Annotated in this window: 13 protein-coding genes; 4 read left to right on the top strand and 9 right to left on the bottom strand. The window is 75.0% G+C overall.

Annotated elements, in window-relative coordinates; genetic code table 11:
* Window position 1: 1 nt before the first annotated feature.
* Window positions 2-1,216: an MFS transporter gene (locus D1J63_RS07965; protein ID WP_125628345.1), complete on the top strand. Its 1,215-nt coding sequence runs from the start codon at window positions 2-4 to the stop codon at window positions 1,214-1,216.
* A gap of 27 nt (window positions 1,217-1,243) precedes the next feature.
* Here the strand turns inward: D1J63_RS07965 and D1J63_RS07960 are convergent, their stop codons facing one another.
* On the bottom strand, window positions 1,244-2,062 hold the full coding sequence (locus tag D1J63_RS07960; protein WP_102932879.1) for a rhomboid family intramembrane serine protease: 819 nt from the start codon (window positions 2,060-2,062) through the stop codon (window positions 1,244-1,246).
* Between the two features lie 135 nt (window positions 2,063-2,197).
* Between D1J63_RS07960 and D1J63_RS07955 the strand changes: the two genes are divergently transcribed.
* Window positions 2,198-2,542 (top strand): hypothetical protein, encoded by a 345-nt coding sequence (locus tag D1J63_RS07955; protein ID WP_061441992.1) that lies wholly within the window; start codon window positions 2,198-2,200, stop codon window positions 2,540-2,542.
* Window positions 2,543-2,567: 25 nt separating this feature from the next.
* Here the strand turns inward: D1J63_RS07955 and D1J63_RS07950 are convergent, their stop codons facing one another.
* Both D1J63_RS07950 and D1J63_RS07945 read right to left on the bottom strand, forming a co-directional pair.
* Window positions 2,568-3,983 carry an FAD-dependent oxidoreductase gene (locus tag D1J63_RS07950; RefSeq protein WP_206436806.1) on the bottom strand — a complete coding sequence of 472 codons (1,416 nt, stop codon included), beginning with the start codon at window positions 3,981-3,983 and terminating at the stop codon, window positions 2,568-2,570.
* Between the two features lie 33 nt (window positions 3,984-4,016).
* Window positions 4,017-5,030 (bottom strand): DUF4349 domain-containing protein, encoded by a 1,014-nt coding sequence (locus tag D1J63_RS07945; protein WP_125628344.1) that lies wholly within the window; start codon window positions 5,028-5,030, stop codon window positions 4,017-4,019.
* Between the two features lie 594 nt (window positions 5,031-5,624).
* On the opposite strand from D1J63_RS07945, the gene hemG reads away from it, so the two are divergent.
* Together hemG and hemQ are read left to right on the top strand one after the other, a co-directional pair.
* Window positions 5,625-7,109, top strand: coding sequence for a protoporphyrinogen oxidase (hemG, locus tag D1J63_RS07940; protein WP_125628343.1), 1,485 nt, complete (start codon window positions 5,625-5,627; stop codon window positions 7,107-7,109).
* A gap of 4 nt (window positions 7,110-7,113) precedes the next feature.
* Window positions 7,114-7,845 carry a hydrogen peroxide-dependent heme synthase gene (gene hemQ / locus D1J63_RS07935; protein ID WP_125628342.1) on the top strand — a complete coding sequence of 244 codons (732 nt, stop codon included), beginning with the start codon at window positions 7,114-7,116 and terminating at the stop codon, window positions 7,843-7,845.
* Here the strand turns inward: hemQ and D1J63_RS07930 are convergent, their stop codons facing one another.
* The 6 genes from D1J63_RS07930 to D1J63_RS07905 all read right to left on the bottom strand — a co-directional run bounded on the left by D1J63_RS07930 (window position 7,846) and on the right by D1J63_RS07905 (window position 13,912).
* On the bottom strand, window positions 7,846-9,447 hold the full coding sequence (locus tag D1J63_RS07930; protein ID WP_164712761.1) for an alpha/beta hydrolase: 1,602 nt from the start codon (window positions 9,445-9,447) through the stop codon (window positions 7,846-7,848).
* Between the two features lie 114 nt (window positions 9,448-9,561).
* Window positions 9,562-10,359: a TIGR04222 domain-containing membrane protein gene (locus D1J63_RS07925; protein ID WP_125628340.1), complete on the bottom strand. Its 798-nt coding sequence runs from the start codon at window positions 10,357-10,359 to the stop codon at window positions 9,562-9,564.
* 118 nt (window positions 10,360-10,477) lie between these two features.
* Complete coding sequence (locus tag D1J63_RS07920; RefSeq protein ID WP_125635311.1) at window positions 10,478-11,857, bottom strand: DUF692 domain-containing protein; 1,380 nt, start codon at window positions 11,855-11,857, stop codon at window positions 10,478-10,480.
* 104 nt (window positions 11,858-11,961) lie between these two features.
* Window positions 11,962-12,702: a peptidyl-tRNA hydrolase gene (locus tag D1J63_RS07915; RefSeq protein ID WP_125628339.1), complete on the bottom strand. Its 741-nt coding sequence runs from the start codon at window positions 12,700-12,702 to the stop codon at window positions 11,962-11,964.
* Window positions 12,703-12,781: 79 nt separating this feature from the next.
* Entirely contained in the window at window positions 12,782-13,009 is a 228-nt protein-coding gene (locus tag D1J63_RS07910) for a hypothetical protein (protein ID WP_125628338.1), read from the bottom strand.
* A gap of 30 nt (window positions 13,010-13,039) precedes the next feature.
* Window positions 13,040-13,912: a polysaccharide deacetylase family protein gene (locus tag D1J63_RS07905; RefSeq protein WP_125628337.1), complete on the bottom strand. Its 873-nt coding sequence runs from the start codon at window positions 13,910-13,912 to the stop codon at window positions 13,040-13,042.
* Window positions 13,913-13,973 lie beyond the last annotated feature (61 nt).

Here is a 13,973-nt window from a genome sequence, read left to right as displayed (position 1 = left end):
CGTGTCCCGACTCCACGACCCCTTCCTGCGCGGCCAGTTGGCGACCGCCGCGCTGTTCCTGTCCCTCGGCTTCCAGTACGCCACCTGGGCCGCGCGCATCCCGGCCGTCAAGGCCGACCTGGACCTGAGCGCGGCCCAGGTGGGGGTGCTCCTGATGGCCGCGGGGGTCGGCGCGGCGGTGTCCTTCCCGGCGGTCGCCTGGCTGATGCGCCGCATGGGCTCGCGCCGGCTCGCCCTGCTGTCCCAACTGGGCCTGGCCCTGCTGCTGCTCGCCCTGGCGGCGGCCCCCGACTACCCCGTGGCCCTGCTGGTGATGTGCGCGGACGGTGTCCTCGTCGGCTGCCTGAACGTGGCCATGAACGCGCAGGGAGCGGCCCTGGAGGCACGGTACGAACGCAACACGATGGCGAGGCTGCACGCCGTCTTCAGCGCCGGCTCCCTGCTGGCGGCCCTGCTCGCCTCCGGCATGACCGCCGCCACCGAATCGGTCACGGCGCACTTCGCGGTCGCCGTCGCCCTGCTCGTCGTACTGGGCGCCACGGCACGCACCGGACTCCTCGACGAGGAGACCGCGCCCGACGGGACGGACCCGGCCCCCGCGCAGACCCCCGCCGAGCCGAAGCCCGAACGGCGCCGCTGGAGCATCCCCTCCCGCCTGACCCTGTGGATGTGCTGCGCCATGGTCTTCGGCACGGTGGCCGAGGGCGCCATGAACGACTGGTCCGCCCTCTACCTCAAGGACATCGCCAAGGCGTCGGCGGAACTCGCCCCGCTCGGCATCGCCGTGGTGTCCGGGATGATGGTCGTCGCCCGCCTCTTCGCCGACGGCTGGCGCAGCCGCTGGGGCGACGGACGGGTCGTCCTCCTGGGCAGCGCCGTGGCCGGCACCGGGCTCGCCGTCGCGCTGGTCAGCGGCGGCGTCGCACCGGCCCTGGCCGGCTTCGCCTGCATGGGCCTGGGCATCGCCGCCGTGACCCCCTGCGTCTACGCCGCCGCCGCCCGGCAGGGCTCGGACGCGCTGACGCTGGTCGCCGCCATGGGCACCACGGGACTGCTGGCCGGCCCGCCCCTCATCGGCTTCATCGCCGGCGCAAGCGACCTGGCCTGGGGCATGGGCGCCGTGGCCGCCTCGGCGGGCGCCGTCGCGCTGTGCAGCACCCGCATCCGCTGGACCGCCCCGGCCCCCGTCGCGCCGAGCGAGGCGACCCCGGCCTGACCGCACGGGGCCCGCCGTGGCCGCCGCTCACCACCCGGGCCGCGCCCGTCTGCCGAACAGCAGCCCGCGCGGCTCCGGCGGAGGCGGCGTGCCCCGCCTCAGCGGCCAGGCGATCAGCATGCCGACGACGAAGCCGACGACGTGGGCCACGTACGCCACGGTGCCCGCGTCGGACACGGCCCCGCCGGAGGAGTAGACCGCCTGGAGCCCGAACCAGAAGCCGAGCACCAGCCAGGCCGGCAGGCGCAGCGGCAGGAAGATCAGGAAGGGGACCAGGACCCAGACGCGGGCCCTCGGATACAGCACCAGATAGGCGCCGAGCACCCCGGCGATCGCGCCCGACGCGCCGATCAGCGGGGCGCCCGAGTCGGCGTTGAGCAGGGCGAAGCCGTAGGTGGCCGCGTAGCCGCAGACGCCGTAGAAGAGCAGGAAGGGGAGGTGGCCCATCCGGTCCTCGACGTTGTTGCCGAAGATCCACAGGAACAGCATGTTGCCCAGCAGGTGCAGCCAGCCGCCGTGCAGGAACATCGCCGTCAGGACGCTCAGCTCCGGCGACTTGTCGTAGCCCGGCGGCGCGACCACGCAGCCCGGCCCCTGCGGGCCGACCCCGACGGCGCCGGTGGGCACCAGGCGCGGCATCCGGTGCTGGAGCAGTTCCTGCGGCACCGCCGCCCAGTGGTCCAGGAACGCCTGGAGGTCGCACATCTGCGCCAGGCTGCCGTCGCCCGTCGCCGACCCGGTCATGCCGGGGGTGAACAGGAACACCAGGACGTTCGCGAGGATCAGGGCGTACGTCACCCACGGGGTGCGGCGCGCCGGGTTCACGTCATGGACGGGGATGACCACGAGTCACTACTGCCCGCCCCGCGGACGGTGAATCGGTTCGCCGCGTTGAACGCCCCCGTCCGTGTGTACGTATGCCCTCTCAACCGCCCGCGACCCGGGGAAGGCGGGGCGCGGGGACGACGTGAGGATCAGGCGATGAACGAACGGGTCACACCGGCTCCGGCGCTGCACGCCCTGCCCGACGGCGAGGCCGAGGTCGCCCTCGTGCTGCGGCTGCCCTGGGAGGACGTCGCCCGGCTCGGCCAGGAGGCGGGACGGCTGGCGGCGCAGACGCAGCGGCCGGTGACACTGGACGAGGCGGTGAGCCACCGGCTGCGCTCCGCGCGGGCCGCGTCCCACGCCAGGCCGGCCGGTGAGCAGCCGCCCGCGGTGAGCGCCCCGGTGCCGGCGACCGGCCCGGCCTCGGTGTCCTCCCTGCCGTCCCGGCCCCCGGCCGAGCAGGCGCGGCAGGCCATCGACCGCATCAACGGAACGGCGTAGGGCCCCGCGCCCCGCTCGTCCTGGCTCAGCGCTGCTGCTCGACCGCCCGCACCGCCTTGCGGGCGGCCACCAGCACCGGGTCCCACACCGGGGAGAAGGGCGGCGCGTAGCCCAGGTCCAGGGCGGTCATCTGCTCGACCGTCATCCCGGCCGTGAGGGCCACCGCGGCGATGTCGACCCGCTTGCCCGCGCCCTCGCGGCCGACGATCTGCACGCCCAGCAGCCGCCCGGTGCGCCGCTCCGCCAGCATCTTCACCGTCATGGGGGAGGCGTTCGGGTAGTAGCCCGCGCGGCTGGTGGACTCGATGGTCGCCGTCACGAACCGCAGCCCCGCCCGCAGCGCGTCCTTCTCCCGCAGACCGGTCCGCGCGATCTCCAGATCGCACACCTTGCTGACCGCCGTGCCGACCACGCCCGGGAAGGTGGCGTAGCCGCCGCCCACGTTGGTGCCGATGACCTGCCCGTGCTTGTTGGCGTGGGTGCCCAGCGGAATGTGCCGCTCCTGCCCGGAGACCAGGTCGAGCACCTCCACGCAGTCGCCGCCGGCCCAGATGTTCTCGTGGCCGCGCACCCGCATCGCCAGGTCGGTCAGCAACCCGCCGTGCGCGCCGAGCGGCAGCCCCGCGGCCCGGGCGAGCCCCGTCTCCGGGCGCACGCCGATGCCGAGCACCACCACGTCCGCCGGGAACTCGGCGTCCTCCGTGGCCACCGCACGGACCCGGCCGTCGTCCCCGGTCAGCACCTTGGTGACCTCGGCGCCGTTCACCATCGTGATGCCGAGGCCCTCCATCGCCGTGTGCACCATGCGGCCCATGTCGGGGTCGAGCGTCGCCATCGGCTCCCGGCCCCGGTTGACGACCGTCACCTCGTAACCGCGGTTGATCAGCGCCTCGGCCATCTCCACGCCGATGTACCCGGCGCCGACGACCACCGCGCGACGGCCACGCGTGCGTGCGAGCGTGTCGAGCAGCGCCTGCCCGTCGTCCAGCGTCTGCACCCCGTGCACACCGGGCGCGTCGACGCCCGGCAGCTCCGGCCGGATCGGGCGTGCCCCCGTCCCGATCACCAGCTTGTCGTACGACGTCCAGGACTCGGCGCCGGAATCGACGTCACGCGCGCGTACCCGCCCGCCGGCCACGTCGATCTCCGTGACCTCGGTGCGCATCCTGAGGTCGATGTCCCGGGCGCGGTGCTCCTCGGGGGTGCGCGCGATCAGCGCGTCCCGTTCGGCCACGTCGCCGCCGACCCAGTACGGGATGCCGCACGCCGAGAACGAGCTGAAGTGCCCGCGCTCGAACGCCACGATCTCCAGCTCGTCCGGCCCCTTCATCCGACGCGCCTGCGACGCCGCGGACATCCCTGCGGCGTCGCCGCCGATGACGACCAGTCGTTCCCTCGTACCGCCCGCGCAGCCCGTGCTCGGGCCCGTGTTCATGCTCATGCTCATGCGAACACGCTACGGCGGCGGGGGATTTCAGTCCCGCTCGCCGGGCTCCTCGCCGTGCGGCGCCTCCGCACGCGGCGCCACGGGTGCCGGGACCGTCATCGGACGGCGCGGCAGCCGGGGGCGTACGACCCGCAGCCACAGCAGCGCGAGCAGCGCCGCCACCGCCGCGAACGGCAGTACCGCGCCGAGCACCACCGCCAGCCAGCGCAGCATCGTCACGAAGGCGTCCCAGCCGCCGGCCAGCGCGTCCACGAACCCGGGGTCCTCGTCCTCCTTCTTCTCCACATGCCTCACCGGCGTCTCCGACAGGGAGAGGGCGATGGTGGCCAGGCTCGTGCGGTCCTTCAGCGCCGCCTGCCGGGCGAGCAGCGCCTCCAGCTCGGCCTGACGCGTACTCAGCTCGCCCTCCAGGGTCACCACGTCGTCCAGCTCCGTCGCCCGGTCCATCAGCTCGCGGACGCGGGCCACGCTGGCGCGCTGCGACTTCACGCGGCTGTCCACGTCCACCACCTGGTCGGTGACGTCCTCGGCCTTCGCCTTGCGGCTGAGCAGCTTCCCGGCGCCCTCCAGTTCGTCCAGCACGTCCTCGTAACGCTCCACGGGCACGCGCAGCGTCACCTCGGTCCGCTCGTGGCCCTCCGCGTCCCGGGTGGTGCTCTCGTCACCGACGTAACCGCCCGCGTTCTCGGTCGCGGTGCGGGCCGCGTCGAGCGCCTTGGGCGTGTCCTCGACCTGCACGCTCAGCGAGACGGTGCGGATGATGTGGGTCGGCGCGAGCTTCGGCGGCGCGCTCGCCCCGGCGTTGTCGCCCCCGGCCTCACCGGCGGCGCCCGCCCGGCCGTCGGCCTGGGACCCGGCCCCCTGCGAGCCCTGCTGCGGCGCGGCCGCCTCGGCCTTGCCTCCCGCGTCGGAGCCGGCGTCCGAGGCGCTGCAGCCGGTGAGGGCGAGCGCCGTGACCAGCAGCAGTCCGGCCAGGGCACGCGCGGGTGGGGCAGCCCTCCGGGCCACCGCTCGTCGTGTCGTCGCTCGTTGTGCCTGCATCGTGGGTCCCCCCAGGGCTGAGTCGGGCTTGATGCCTCTACGACGCGCACAGGCCCGCGCACGACGGCGCGGAACGGTTCCGAAGAGATCACGGTCCGGACTCGCGGGGTGGGGGCGGAGGGCGTACGCATACCCGGACGCGGGGACGCGGGGACGCGGGGACGCGGTGCGGGTGCGGGTCCGGGCACGGGGTCGGGGTCGGGGTCGGGGTCGGGTGAAGGCACGCGCCCCGGGCCGGTGTGGGGCTGGACGACGGGGCCGTCGCCGGGGCGGATGGCGGGGCGCGCGCCGGGGTGGGACGTCGGCGGCGGGCGGGTGCACGGGAGGGGCGGGGCGTGCGGGTCCGGTGCCGCGGGCGTCCGGTCCTCTCGTGGCCTGGGTGGGGCGGGGGGGCTGGATGCGCGGGCGGATGGCGGGGCGCAGGCCGGGTCCGTTCCGGGCGGGCGTGGGGTCGGGTGCCGGGGCGGATGGCTGGGTGCGCGCCGGGGCGGATGTCGGCGGACGGCGGGGGCGTGGGGTGGGCGGGACCTGTGGGCCCGGGGCGGGGTCGTTCGGCCCCGGGGTGGTGTCGGTGGGGTCTGAGACGCTGGGGGCATGAGCGCAAGTGAGACCCCGGCGGGTGAGTTCCCCCCGGAACAGGGGCCCGGACACGTAGTCGTCGTAGGAGCCGGCATCGCCGGACTGGCCGCCGCCCACCGCCTTCTGGAGGGCGGCGCCCGAGTGACCGTCCTGGAGGCGTCCGACCGCGTCGGCGGCAAGCTGCTGCCCGGCGAGATCGCCGGCGTACGCGTCGACCTCGGCGCCGAGTCGATGCTGGCCCGTCGCCCCGAGGCCGTCGGCCTGGCCCGCGCCGCCGGACTCGCCGACCGCCTCCAGCCGCCGTCCACCGCGACGGCCTCCCTGTGGACGCGCGGCGCCCTGCGCCCCATGCCCAAGGGCCACGTCATGGGCGTCCCCGGCACCGCCGCCGCCCTGTCCGGGGTGCTCTCCGAGGAGGGCCTCGCCCGTATCGAGCGCGACGCCGAGCTGCCCCGCACCGAGGTCGGCGACGACGTGGCGGTGGGGGAGTACGTCGCCGCGCGCCTGGGCCGCGAGGTCGTCGACCGCCTCGTCGAGCCCCTGCTGGGCGGCGTCTACGCGGGCGACGCCTACCGCATCTCGCTCCGCTCGGCCGTGCCGCAGCTCTTCGAGGCCGCCCGCACCCACACCTCCCTCACCGAGGCGGTCCGCGCCCTCCAGGGCCGCACGGCCACCTCACCGCCCAGCGGCCCGGTGTTCATGGGCATCGAGGGCGGCATCGGCACCCTCCCGCCCGCCGTCGCCGACTCCGTCCGCGCGCGCGGCGGCGAGATCGTCACGCAGGCGCCCGTCACCGAGCTGCGCCGCACCGCGTCCGCCGGCTGGCGGATCGTCGCCGGCGGCCGGGAGCTGCACGCCGACGCGGTCGTCGTCGCCGTCCCGGCCCGCCCCGCCGCCGAGCTGCTGCGCGCCGAGGCGCCCGCCGCCGCGGCCGAGCTGTCCGCGGTGGAGTACGCCTCGATGGCCCTGATCACCCTCGCCTACCGCCGTTCCGACGCCGCCGCGCTCCCCGAGGGCAGCGGCTTCCTCGTACCGCCGGTCGACGGGCACACCATCAAGGCGTCCACCTTCGCCTCCCGCAAGTGGGGCTGGATCGCCGACGAGGACCCGGACCTGGTCGTCCTGCGCACCTCGGTGGGCCGGTACGGCGACACGGAGATCCTCGGCCGCGACGACGCGGGCCTCGTCGCCGTCTCCCGGCACGACCTCGCGGAGGCCACCGGCCTGACCGCCGAGCCCGTCGCCACCCGCGTCACCCGTTGGCAGGACGGCCTGCCGCAGTACCCCGTCGGCCACCACGCGCGCGTGGCCCGCGTCCGCGAGCACGTCGCGAAGCTGCCCGGCCTCGCGGTGTGCGGCGCGGCCTACGACGGCGTCGGCATCCCGGCGAGCATCGCGAGCGCGTACGCCGCCGTCGACCAGATCCGGGGCGACCTGCGCGGTGTGGAGGAGCTCACGGCCCACCCGGTGCAGAGTCTGCACGGCGGAGCGGGAGAATAGGGCCATGAGTGACGACGCCTCCACCCCCGCCGCCGAGCGGATCCCGAACAAGGGCAAGCTGGCCAAGGACCTCAACGAGGTCATCCGCTACACCCTCTGGTCCGTCTTCAAGCTCAAGGACACCCTCCCCGAGGACCGCGCCGGGTACGCCGACGAGGTCCAGGAGCTGTTCGACCAGCTCGCCGCGAAGGACGTGACGATCCGCGGCACCTACGACCTGTCCGGGCTGCGCGCGGACGCCGACCTGATGATCTGGTGGCACGCCGAGACCGCCGACCAGCTCCAGGAGGCGTACAACCTCTTCCGCCGCACCAGGCTCGGCCGTGCGCTGGAGCCGGTCTGGTCGAACATGGCGCTGCACCGCCCCGCCGAGTTCAACCGCTCGCACATCCCGGCCTTCCTGGCCGACGAGACGCCGCGCAACTACATCAGCGTCTACCCGTTCGTGCGCTCCTACGACTGGTACCTGCTGCCCGACGAGGACCGCCGCCGCATGCTCGCCGACCACGGCAAGATGGCCCGCGGCTACCCGGACGTGCGCGCCAACACGGTCGCCTCCTTCTCGCTGGGCGACTACGAGTGGATCCTCGCCTTCGAGGCCGACGAACTGCACCGCATCGTCGACCTCATGCGCCACCTGCGCGGCTCCGAGGCCCGCCGCCACGTCCGCGAGGAAATCCCGTTCTTCACGGGTCGTCGCAAGGACATCGGCGACCTGGTCGCCGGGCTCGCCTAGTCAGGCCTTCGGCGCCGCGGCCCGCCTCGGCTCCGGTTCCGGGCGCGGGGCGCACGACGTGTCCCGCGCCGGGAGGCGGCCCTCCAGCAGGTACGCCTCCAGGTGGCCGTTGACGCAGGCGTTCGGGCCGGCGGCGATGCCGTGCGTCCCGGCGTCCCGCTCGGTCACCAGCACCGAGCCCGACAGCCGCCGCCGCAGCTCCAGCGCACCCTCGTACGGCGTCGCCGCGTCCCGTTCGGCGGCCAGGATCAGCGTCGGCGGCAGCTCACCCGGCGCGGTGCGCACGTCGAGCGGCTGCTGCCGGGGCCCCTGCCAGTAGGCACACGGCAGGTTCGTCCACACGTTGTCCCAGGTCTCGAACGGCGCCCGGCGGGCCAGCCGCGTGTTGTCCCGGTCCCAGACCTCGAAGTCGGCCGGCCAGGGCGCGTCGTTGCACTCGACGGCCGTGTACACGGCGTTGGAGTTCTCCGCCGCGACGGCGCCCTCCTCGGTCCGCGTCCCCGCCTGGTCGATCAGCGGCTGAGGATCGCCCTTCAGGTACGCCGACAGCGCCTCGGCGCGGTGCGGCCAGTAGTCGTCGTAGTACCCCGCCTTCAGCATCGCGCCCTGCAACTGCGCGGGCCCCACCGTCCCGCCCGCGGGTTCCGCCGCCAGCCGCGCGCTCGCCTCCTCGTAACCGTCCTGCACCTGCCGCGCCGTGTCGCCGAGCCCGTACACGGCGTCGTGCTCGGCGACCCACTCCTTGAAGTCGTCCCAGCGGTCCTCGAACGCCTCCGACTGATCGAGGTTGTTGCGGTACCAGATCTGCTCCGGGTCCGGGTCGACCACCGCGTCGAACACCATCCGGCGTACGTGCGAGGGGAACAGCTCGGCGTACAGGGCCCCGAGGTAGGTGCCGTACGACGCGCCCATGAAGGTGAGCCGCCGCTCGCCCAGCGCGGCGCGGACGACCTCCAGGTCCCGGGCGTTGTTGAGCGAGTGGTAGTGCCGCACCGCCTCCCCGCCCCGTTTCGCGCAGTCGCGCGCGTACGCCTCGGCCTCGGCGGCGCGCTGCCTCTTGTACGCGTCCGAGGGCTGCGTCGGGGCGGGCCGCGGCCCTTTGAAGAAGTCCCCGGGGTCCCGGCAGGACAGCGGCGCCGAGGGCGCGACGCCGCGCGGGGCGTAGCCGACGAGGTCGTAGGCGGCGGCGACGCGCTTCCACTCGGGCACCATGCCCACGAGGGGGAAGTAGAGCCCGGAGGCGCCGGGACCGCCCGGGTTGTAGAGGAGGGCACCCTGGCCGGGCACCTCCCGACCGCCGTCGTCCGGATCCTTGTGGGTGGCCCGCACCCTGCTCACGGTCAGCTCGATCCGCTTCCCGTCGGGGTGCGCGTAGTCCAGGGGCACGGTGACCGTGCCGCAGCGCATGCTGTCCGGCAGTTCCTCCGCCCTCGGGCACGCCCCGAACTCGATCCCGGCCGCCGCCGCGCGCCGGGCGGCCACGGCGGTGCCGTGCGCCTCGGCGGACCCGGGCCCGGCCGCGGGCTCCGTCCGGGCCGGAGCGGCGGCGAGAGCGGTGAGCAGCAAGGACCCGGCGGCCGAGTAGAGGGCGGCAGCTCGCATCGCGTATCCCTTCGGTGCACGGTGTGACACAAGGGATGTTTGGTGCGGCGGCCGGGCAGGGCAAGCACCGCCCGCGGGTGTCGGCGCCGAGTGCCCCCGTACGCCCCCGGCGGGTCAGGCTTGGCGCTCCCAGTGGTCCCCGGCGTACTTCTCGCGGTGGGCGAAGGCCGCGCGCAGGTCCGGTTCGCCGACCGCGTGGACACCCCGTACAGCGACCGAGGTGAGGAAGGTCCGGTCGTCCCCCCTGCCGTCGGCCTGCCGGACGAGGGCGCCGACCAGCCGTTGCCCGGCGGGGGAGGCCCAGCGGGCGTACGGGTGGATCTCCACGCGCGTGATGGCCAGGCACCCGAGCGTCAGGGTGAGCGGCAGCGCGAACCAGAGGGCGATGAGCAGGCGCGGCTCGGTGGTGGGCAGCGGCAGTGCCAGGGCGACCAGGCCGAGCCCGCACACGGTCGCCGCGGCGATCCGCACCCGCCGCACCCCGGCCGCGACGCCACCGGCGCCGCCGTCGGGCACGGCGAGGCCCGCCCCGACCAGCCGGTCGGCCAGAGTCCGTACCGCGTCGGCGGCGGCCGCGGCGGCCCGCACCGGCGCTATCCGGGACTGCCCCCCGGGCCCTATCGCCCCTATGACCGACCGCTCCATGTCGTCCCGGCCGCACGGGTCCACGACCGTCGCCCAGCCGGTGTGCGCGAGCAGCAGCCGCCGCTGGCGCGCCATGGAGACCAGCGTCAGGTCGGCCACCCGTCGCGGGCCGCCGGACAGGAACGCCGCCTCGTACAGCGTCAGCGTGTGCTCACGGACGGCGGCGTGCGGGTCGACGGCCGCCGCGCGCACGGCGGCCAGGCACAGCCGCAGACACGCGAGGCCGGCGACGGCCCAGGCCGACAGGAGGAAAAGGACCCAGAACATGCCGTACTTCTATGCCAAAGGCTTTCGCCGGCGCCATGCCCTGTTCACATTCCGGGACACGGTGTTGTGGGTATGTGACGTTCCGTTTGGTGATGTCCCGCCCGGGGCCGCCCCGGGCTCAGCGGCGCAGCAGAACGCGCCTGGTCGCACGGGCCAGCCGCACACCGGGACGCGTCGACCGCGGCACCGGCCCCGACCGCTCCAGCCACCACTCCCGCAACTCCCGCCGTACCCCCGGGTCCTCGATCTCCCCCGGCACCGTCCGCAGCAGGTGCGCCACGAAGTCGAGGGCGTCCCTGCGGTAGCCGCCGGTCATCGGGCACCCCTGCGCGTACGCGAGGAAGGCCGGCCGGTACCGCGCGCCCAGGATCACCGGCAGCTCGGGCGCGACCCTGCCGACCACGTCGGCCCGCTTCCCGGCGAGCGCCCGCGCCTGCACGCCCATCCGCACCCGGTCGAACCCCTCGGGCACCGGTGTCCCCGCGACCAGCGCCGACAGCAGCGCGGCCTGCGCGAGCCCGAGCCGCTGCCGTACGGCGTCGGCGGCGGCGGCGCCGGAGCCGGAACCCGAGGGGTGGGGCGCCCGGTCCGGGGTGGCCGCCGTACGGGACGCCCGGCCTCCGGTGGCCGCCGGACGCGACGCCCGCCCTCCGGTGGCCGCCGGACGCGACGCCCGCCCCTTCTCCACCGCGACGCGGATCGCCTCCACCTCACCGCGCAACTCGTCGCCGTCGGGGAAGTTCTCGTCCCGCTCCAGCAGGACGCCCGGCGGTGCGACGCGCGAGGCCAGGTCGGTCAGGATGTCCAGCACCGGCCGCGGAACGGGGTGGGCGTGGCTGTCGTGCCAGACGCCGTCCCGCTCGAAGCCGCCCGCGACATGGACGTAGGCGATGGCCTCCAGCGGCAACTCGGCGAGCGCGTCGGCCGGGTCCGCGCCGAGGTTGACGTGGTTGGTGTGCAGGTTCGCCACGTCGATCAGCAGCCGCACCCCGGTCCGGTCCGCCAGCTCGTACAGGAACTGCCCCTCCGTCAGCTCCTCGTCCGGCCAGGAGACGAGCGCGGCGATGTTCTCCACGGCGAGCGGCACGGGCAGCGCGTCCTGCGCGATGCGCACGTTCTCGCACAGTACGTCGAGGGCGTCCCGGGTGCGCGGCACGGGCAGCAGGTGCCCCGCCTCGAGCGGCGGCGAGGCGGTCAGCGCGCCGCCCGCCCGCACGAAGGCGATGTGCTCGGTGACCAGCGGCGACCCGAGCAGCAGAGCCCGCTCGGCCAGCGCCGCCAGCCGCCCCGCGTCCGGCCGTTCCGCGCCGCCGAGCCCGAGCGAGACCCCGTGCGGCACGACGGTCACCCCGCGCTCGCGCAGCCGCAGCAGCGAGTCGGGCAGATGCCCGGGACACAGGTTCTCCGACACGGCCTCGACCCACTCGATGCCGGGCATCCCCTCGACCACGTCCGCGATCTCCGGCCGCCATCCGATGCCGGTGCCCAGTCGCGCCATGCGCTCCATGGTCGCCTCCCCTCCTGCGAACATGTCGGGGGTATCGCCCACCCGGCCCGGGCCGAACCCCGGGCGGGGCCGGTTCAGAGCAACATCTGAGGTTCCTACCGCCGCAGCGCCGGATGGTCCGCGACCACCGTGCACGAACCCGGCGCGATCTCCGTGAAGCCGGCGTCGCGCACCACGGGCAGGCCGCCGGTGGTGAGGCCGGCCCAGCGGGCCGGGTCCGCGGTGCGTACCGACAGCGGGTAGCCCGCGTCGCGCCACGCCGCCCGCTCGCCGTCCGACAGCTCCCACCAGGCGAGCTGCGCACCGTGGCCGGCCTGGGCCATCGCCTTGCCCGCCGACATGTCCAGGTCGGGGTTCAGCCAGAGCACCGGTGCGGTGGGGTCGGCGTCGGCGGGCGGCTCCGGGTCGTCGAGGTCGGTGCCGGAGACCTGGAGGCGGGCCAGGTCCTTCGGCCAGCCGTCCAGCGGGACCGGCGGGAAGACCCGCACCTCGGCATCCTTGCCGGTGACCGTGATGCCGGGCAGCGCCTCGGCCCGCCGCCACTCCGCGCCCCGGGCCCGCCTGACGACCTTGCGGATGCGGGCGTCCTGCCAGTCCCGCATCGCCCGGGCCCACTCGCCGTCACCGGTCGACCGCGCGTCGCCGAGCATCACCAGCACCGCCCGGGCCGAGGTCTCCAGCGCGTCGGTACGGGCCGGCGGCGCCGCCCGCTCGATGCGCACGACGAGCGGCAGCACGAACTGCGGCGCGAGGTCCCGGTCGCCGGGCTCGGGACGGAAGGGACTGTCGGGAACGGAAACGGGCGCGGGGACGGGTGCCGTCGGGTCATTGCTCACGCCCTACAGTCTGCCAAGCCACCCGCCGGGGGCTGCCGGGCCGCCCTCCTGGGCGTGGGGGCTGTTCGCGCGCAGGTCGTCAGCCCGAGCAGGCGGTGCGCTGCGCTTCCTGCCACTCGCAGACCGGGCAGAGCGTGATGCCCCTGTACGACTCCGGGTACTCGGTCGGCTCCCGGCACAGGACGCAGTCCGCGTACGGCGGGCCGTCCGCCCTGGGCGGCCGGGGTGCCGTGTCGATCAGGCAGTAGCCGCCGGGCTCGCAGCCGGGGCCGGAGTCGTCCGGGCCTTGGTCGTGGTCGCTGCTCATGTCTCCAGCGTAGGACGTCGGCGCAGGACGTCAGGCGCGCCCGTTCGCGGCGCCGATCAGCTGCGAGACCTTCACGAAGCGGTAGCCCTGGCGGCGCAGCTCGGGCACGACCGCCCGCACCACCTCCTCGGTCACCGGGGCGGCGCTGCGCGTGCAGTGCATGACGACGACCGAACCCGGCCGCACCCCGTCGAGGACCTGCCGGGTCACCGCGTCGGCGTCCGTGGCGAAGGCGTCCCCGCTCACCACGTCCCACTGCACGGCGGTGACCCCGGTGGCCGACAGCTCCTTGAGAGCCGTGTCGTCGTAACAGCCGCCGGGGAAGCGGAAGTACGGCATCGGGTTCGGCACCCCGGCCTTCTCGAACGCGGCGTACGCGCGCTCCAGGTCCGAGCGCATGTCGGCCTTGGCGACCGTCGGCAGGCCGTAGCAGTCGTCGGTGTAGGCGTAGTGGCTGTAGGAGTGGTTGGCGATCTCGAACTGCGGGTCCCGGCCGATGGAACGGGCCTCCTCGGGGTACTCCTCGGCCCAGCGGCCGGTCATGAAGACCGTGGCCGGCACCTTCAGCCTCCGCAGCGTCGCGATCAGTGGCGGGTTGTCGAAGCGTTCACCCGCGGCCGCCCGCGGCCCCTGGTCGGCGGTCATGTCGGCGTCGAAGGTGAGGGCGACCGTCTTGCCGTCCTTCGTACCGTCCTTCGTGCCGTCCGTGCGGGGGCCGTGTTCGAAGACGGGGGTCAGGCCCGCGGGGCCGGGGGCGAGGGTGGGCGTCCGGGAGGGGGACGGAGACGGGGCGGGAGCCGAGGGCGCGGGGCGGGGGGTCTGCCCGGCCCCGCTCGTTCCGCAGGCGGTGAGGGCGGCGCCCAGGGCACAGAGCGCGGTCGCACGTCGTACGAGAGAGATCACCGTACGAACGTATGGGTGGGATGTTCTGTTTGTATGACTACATGGGCCGACGTGCCGGTCC

Source organism: Streptomyces sp. KPB2, assembly GCF_003950055.1.
GTDB lineage: Bacteria > Actinomycetota > Actinomycetes > Streptomycetales > Streptomycetaceae > Streptomyces > Streptomyces salinarius.
This window is presented reverse-complemented; position numbering and strand designations above follow the sequence as displayed.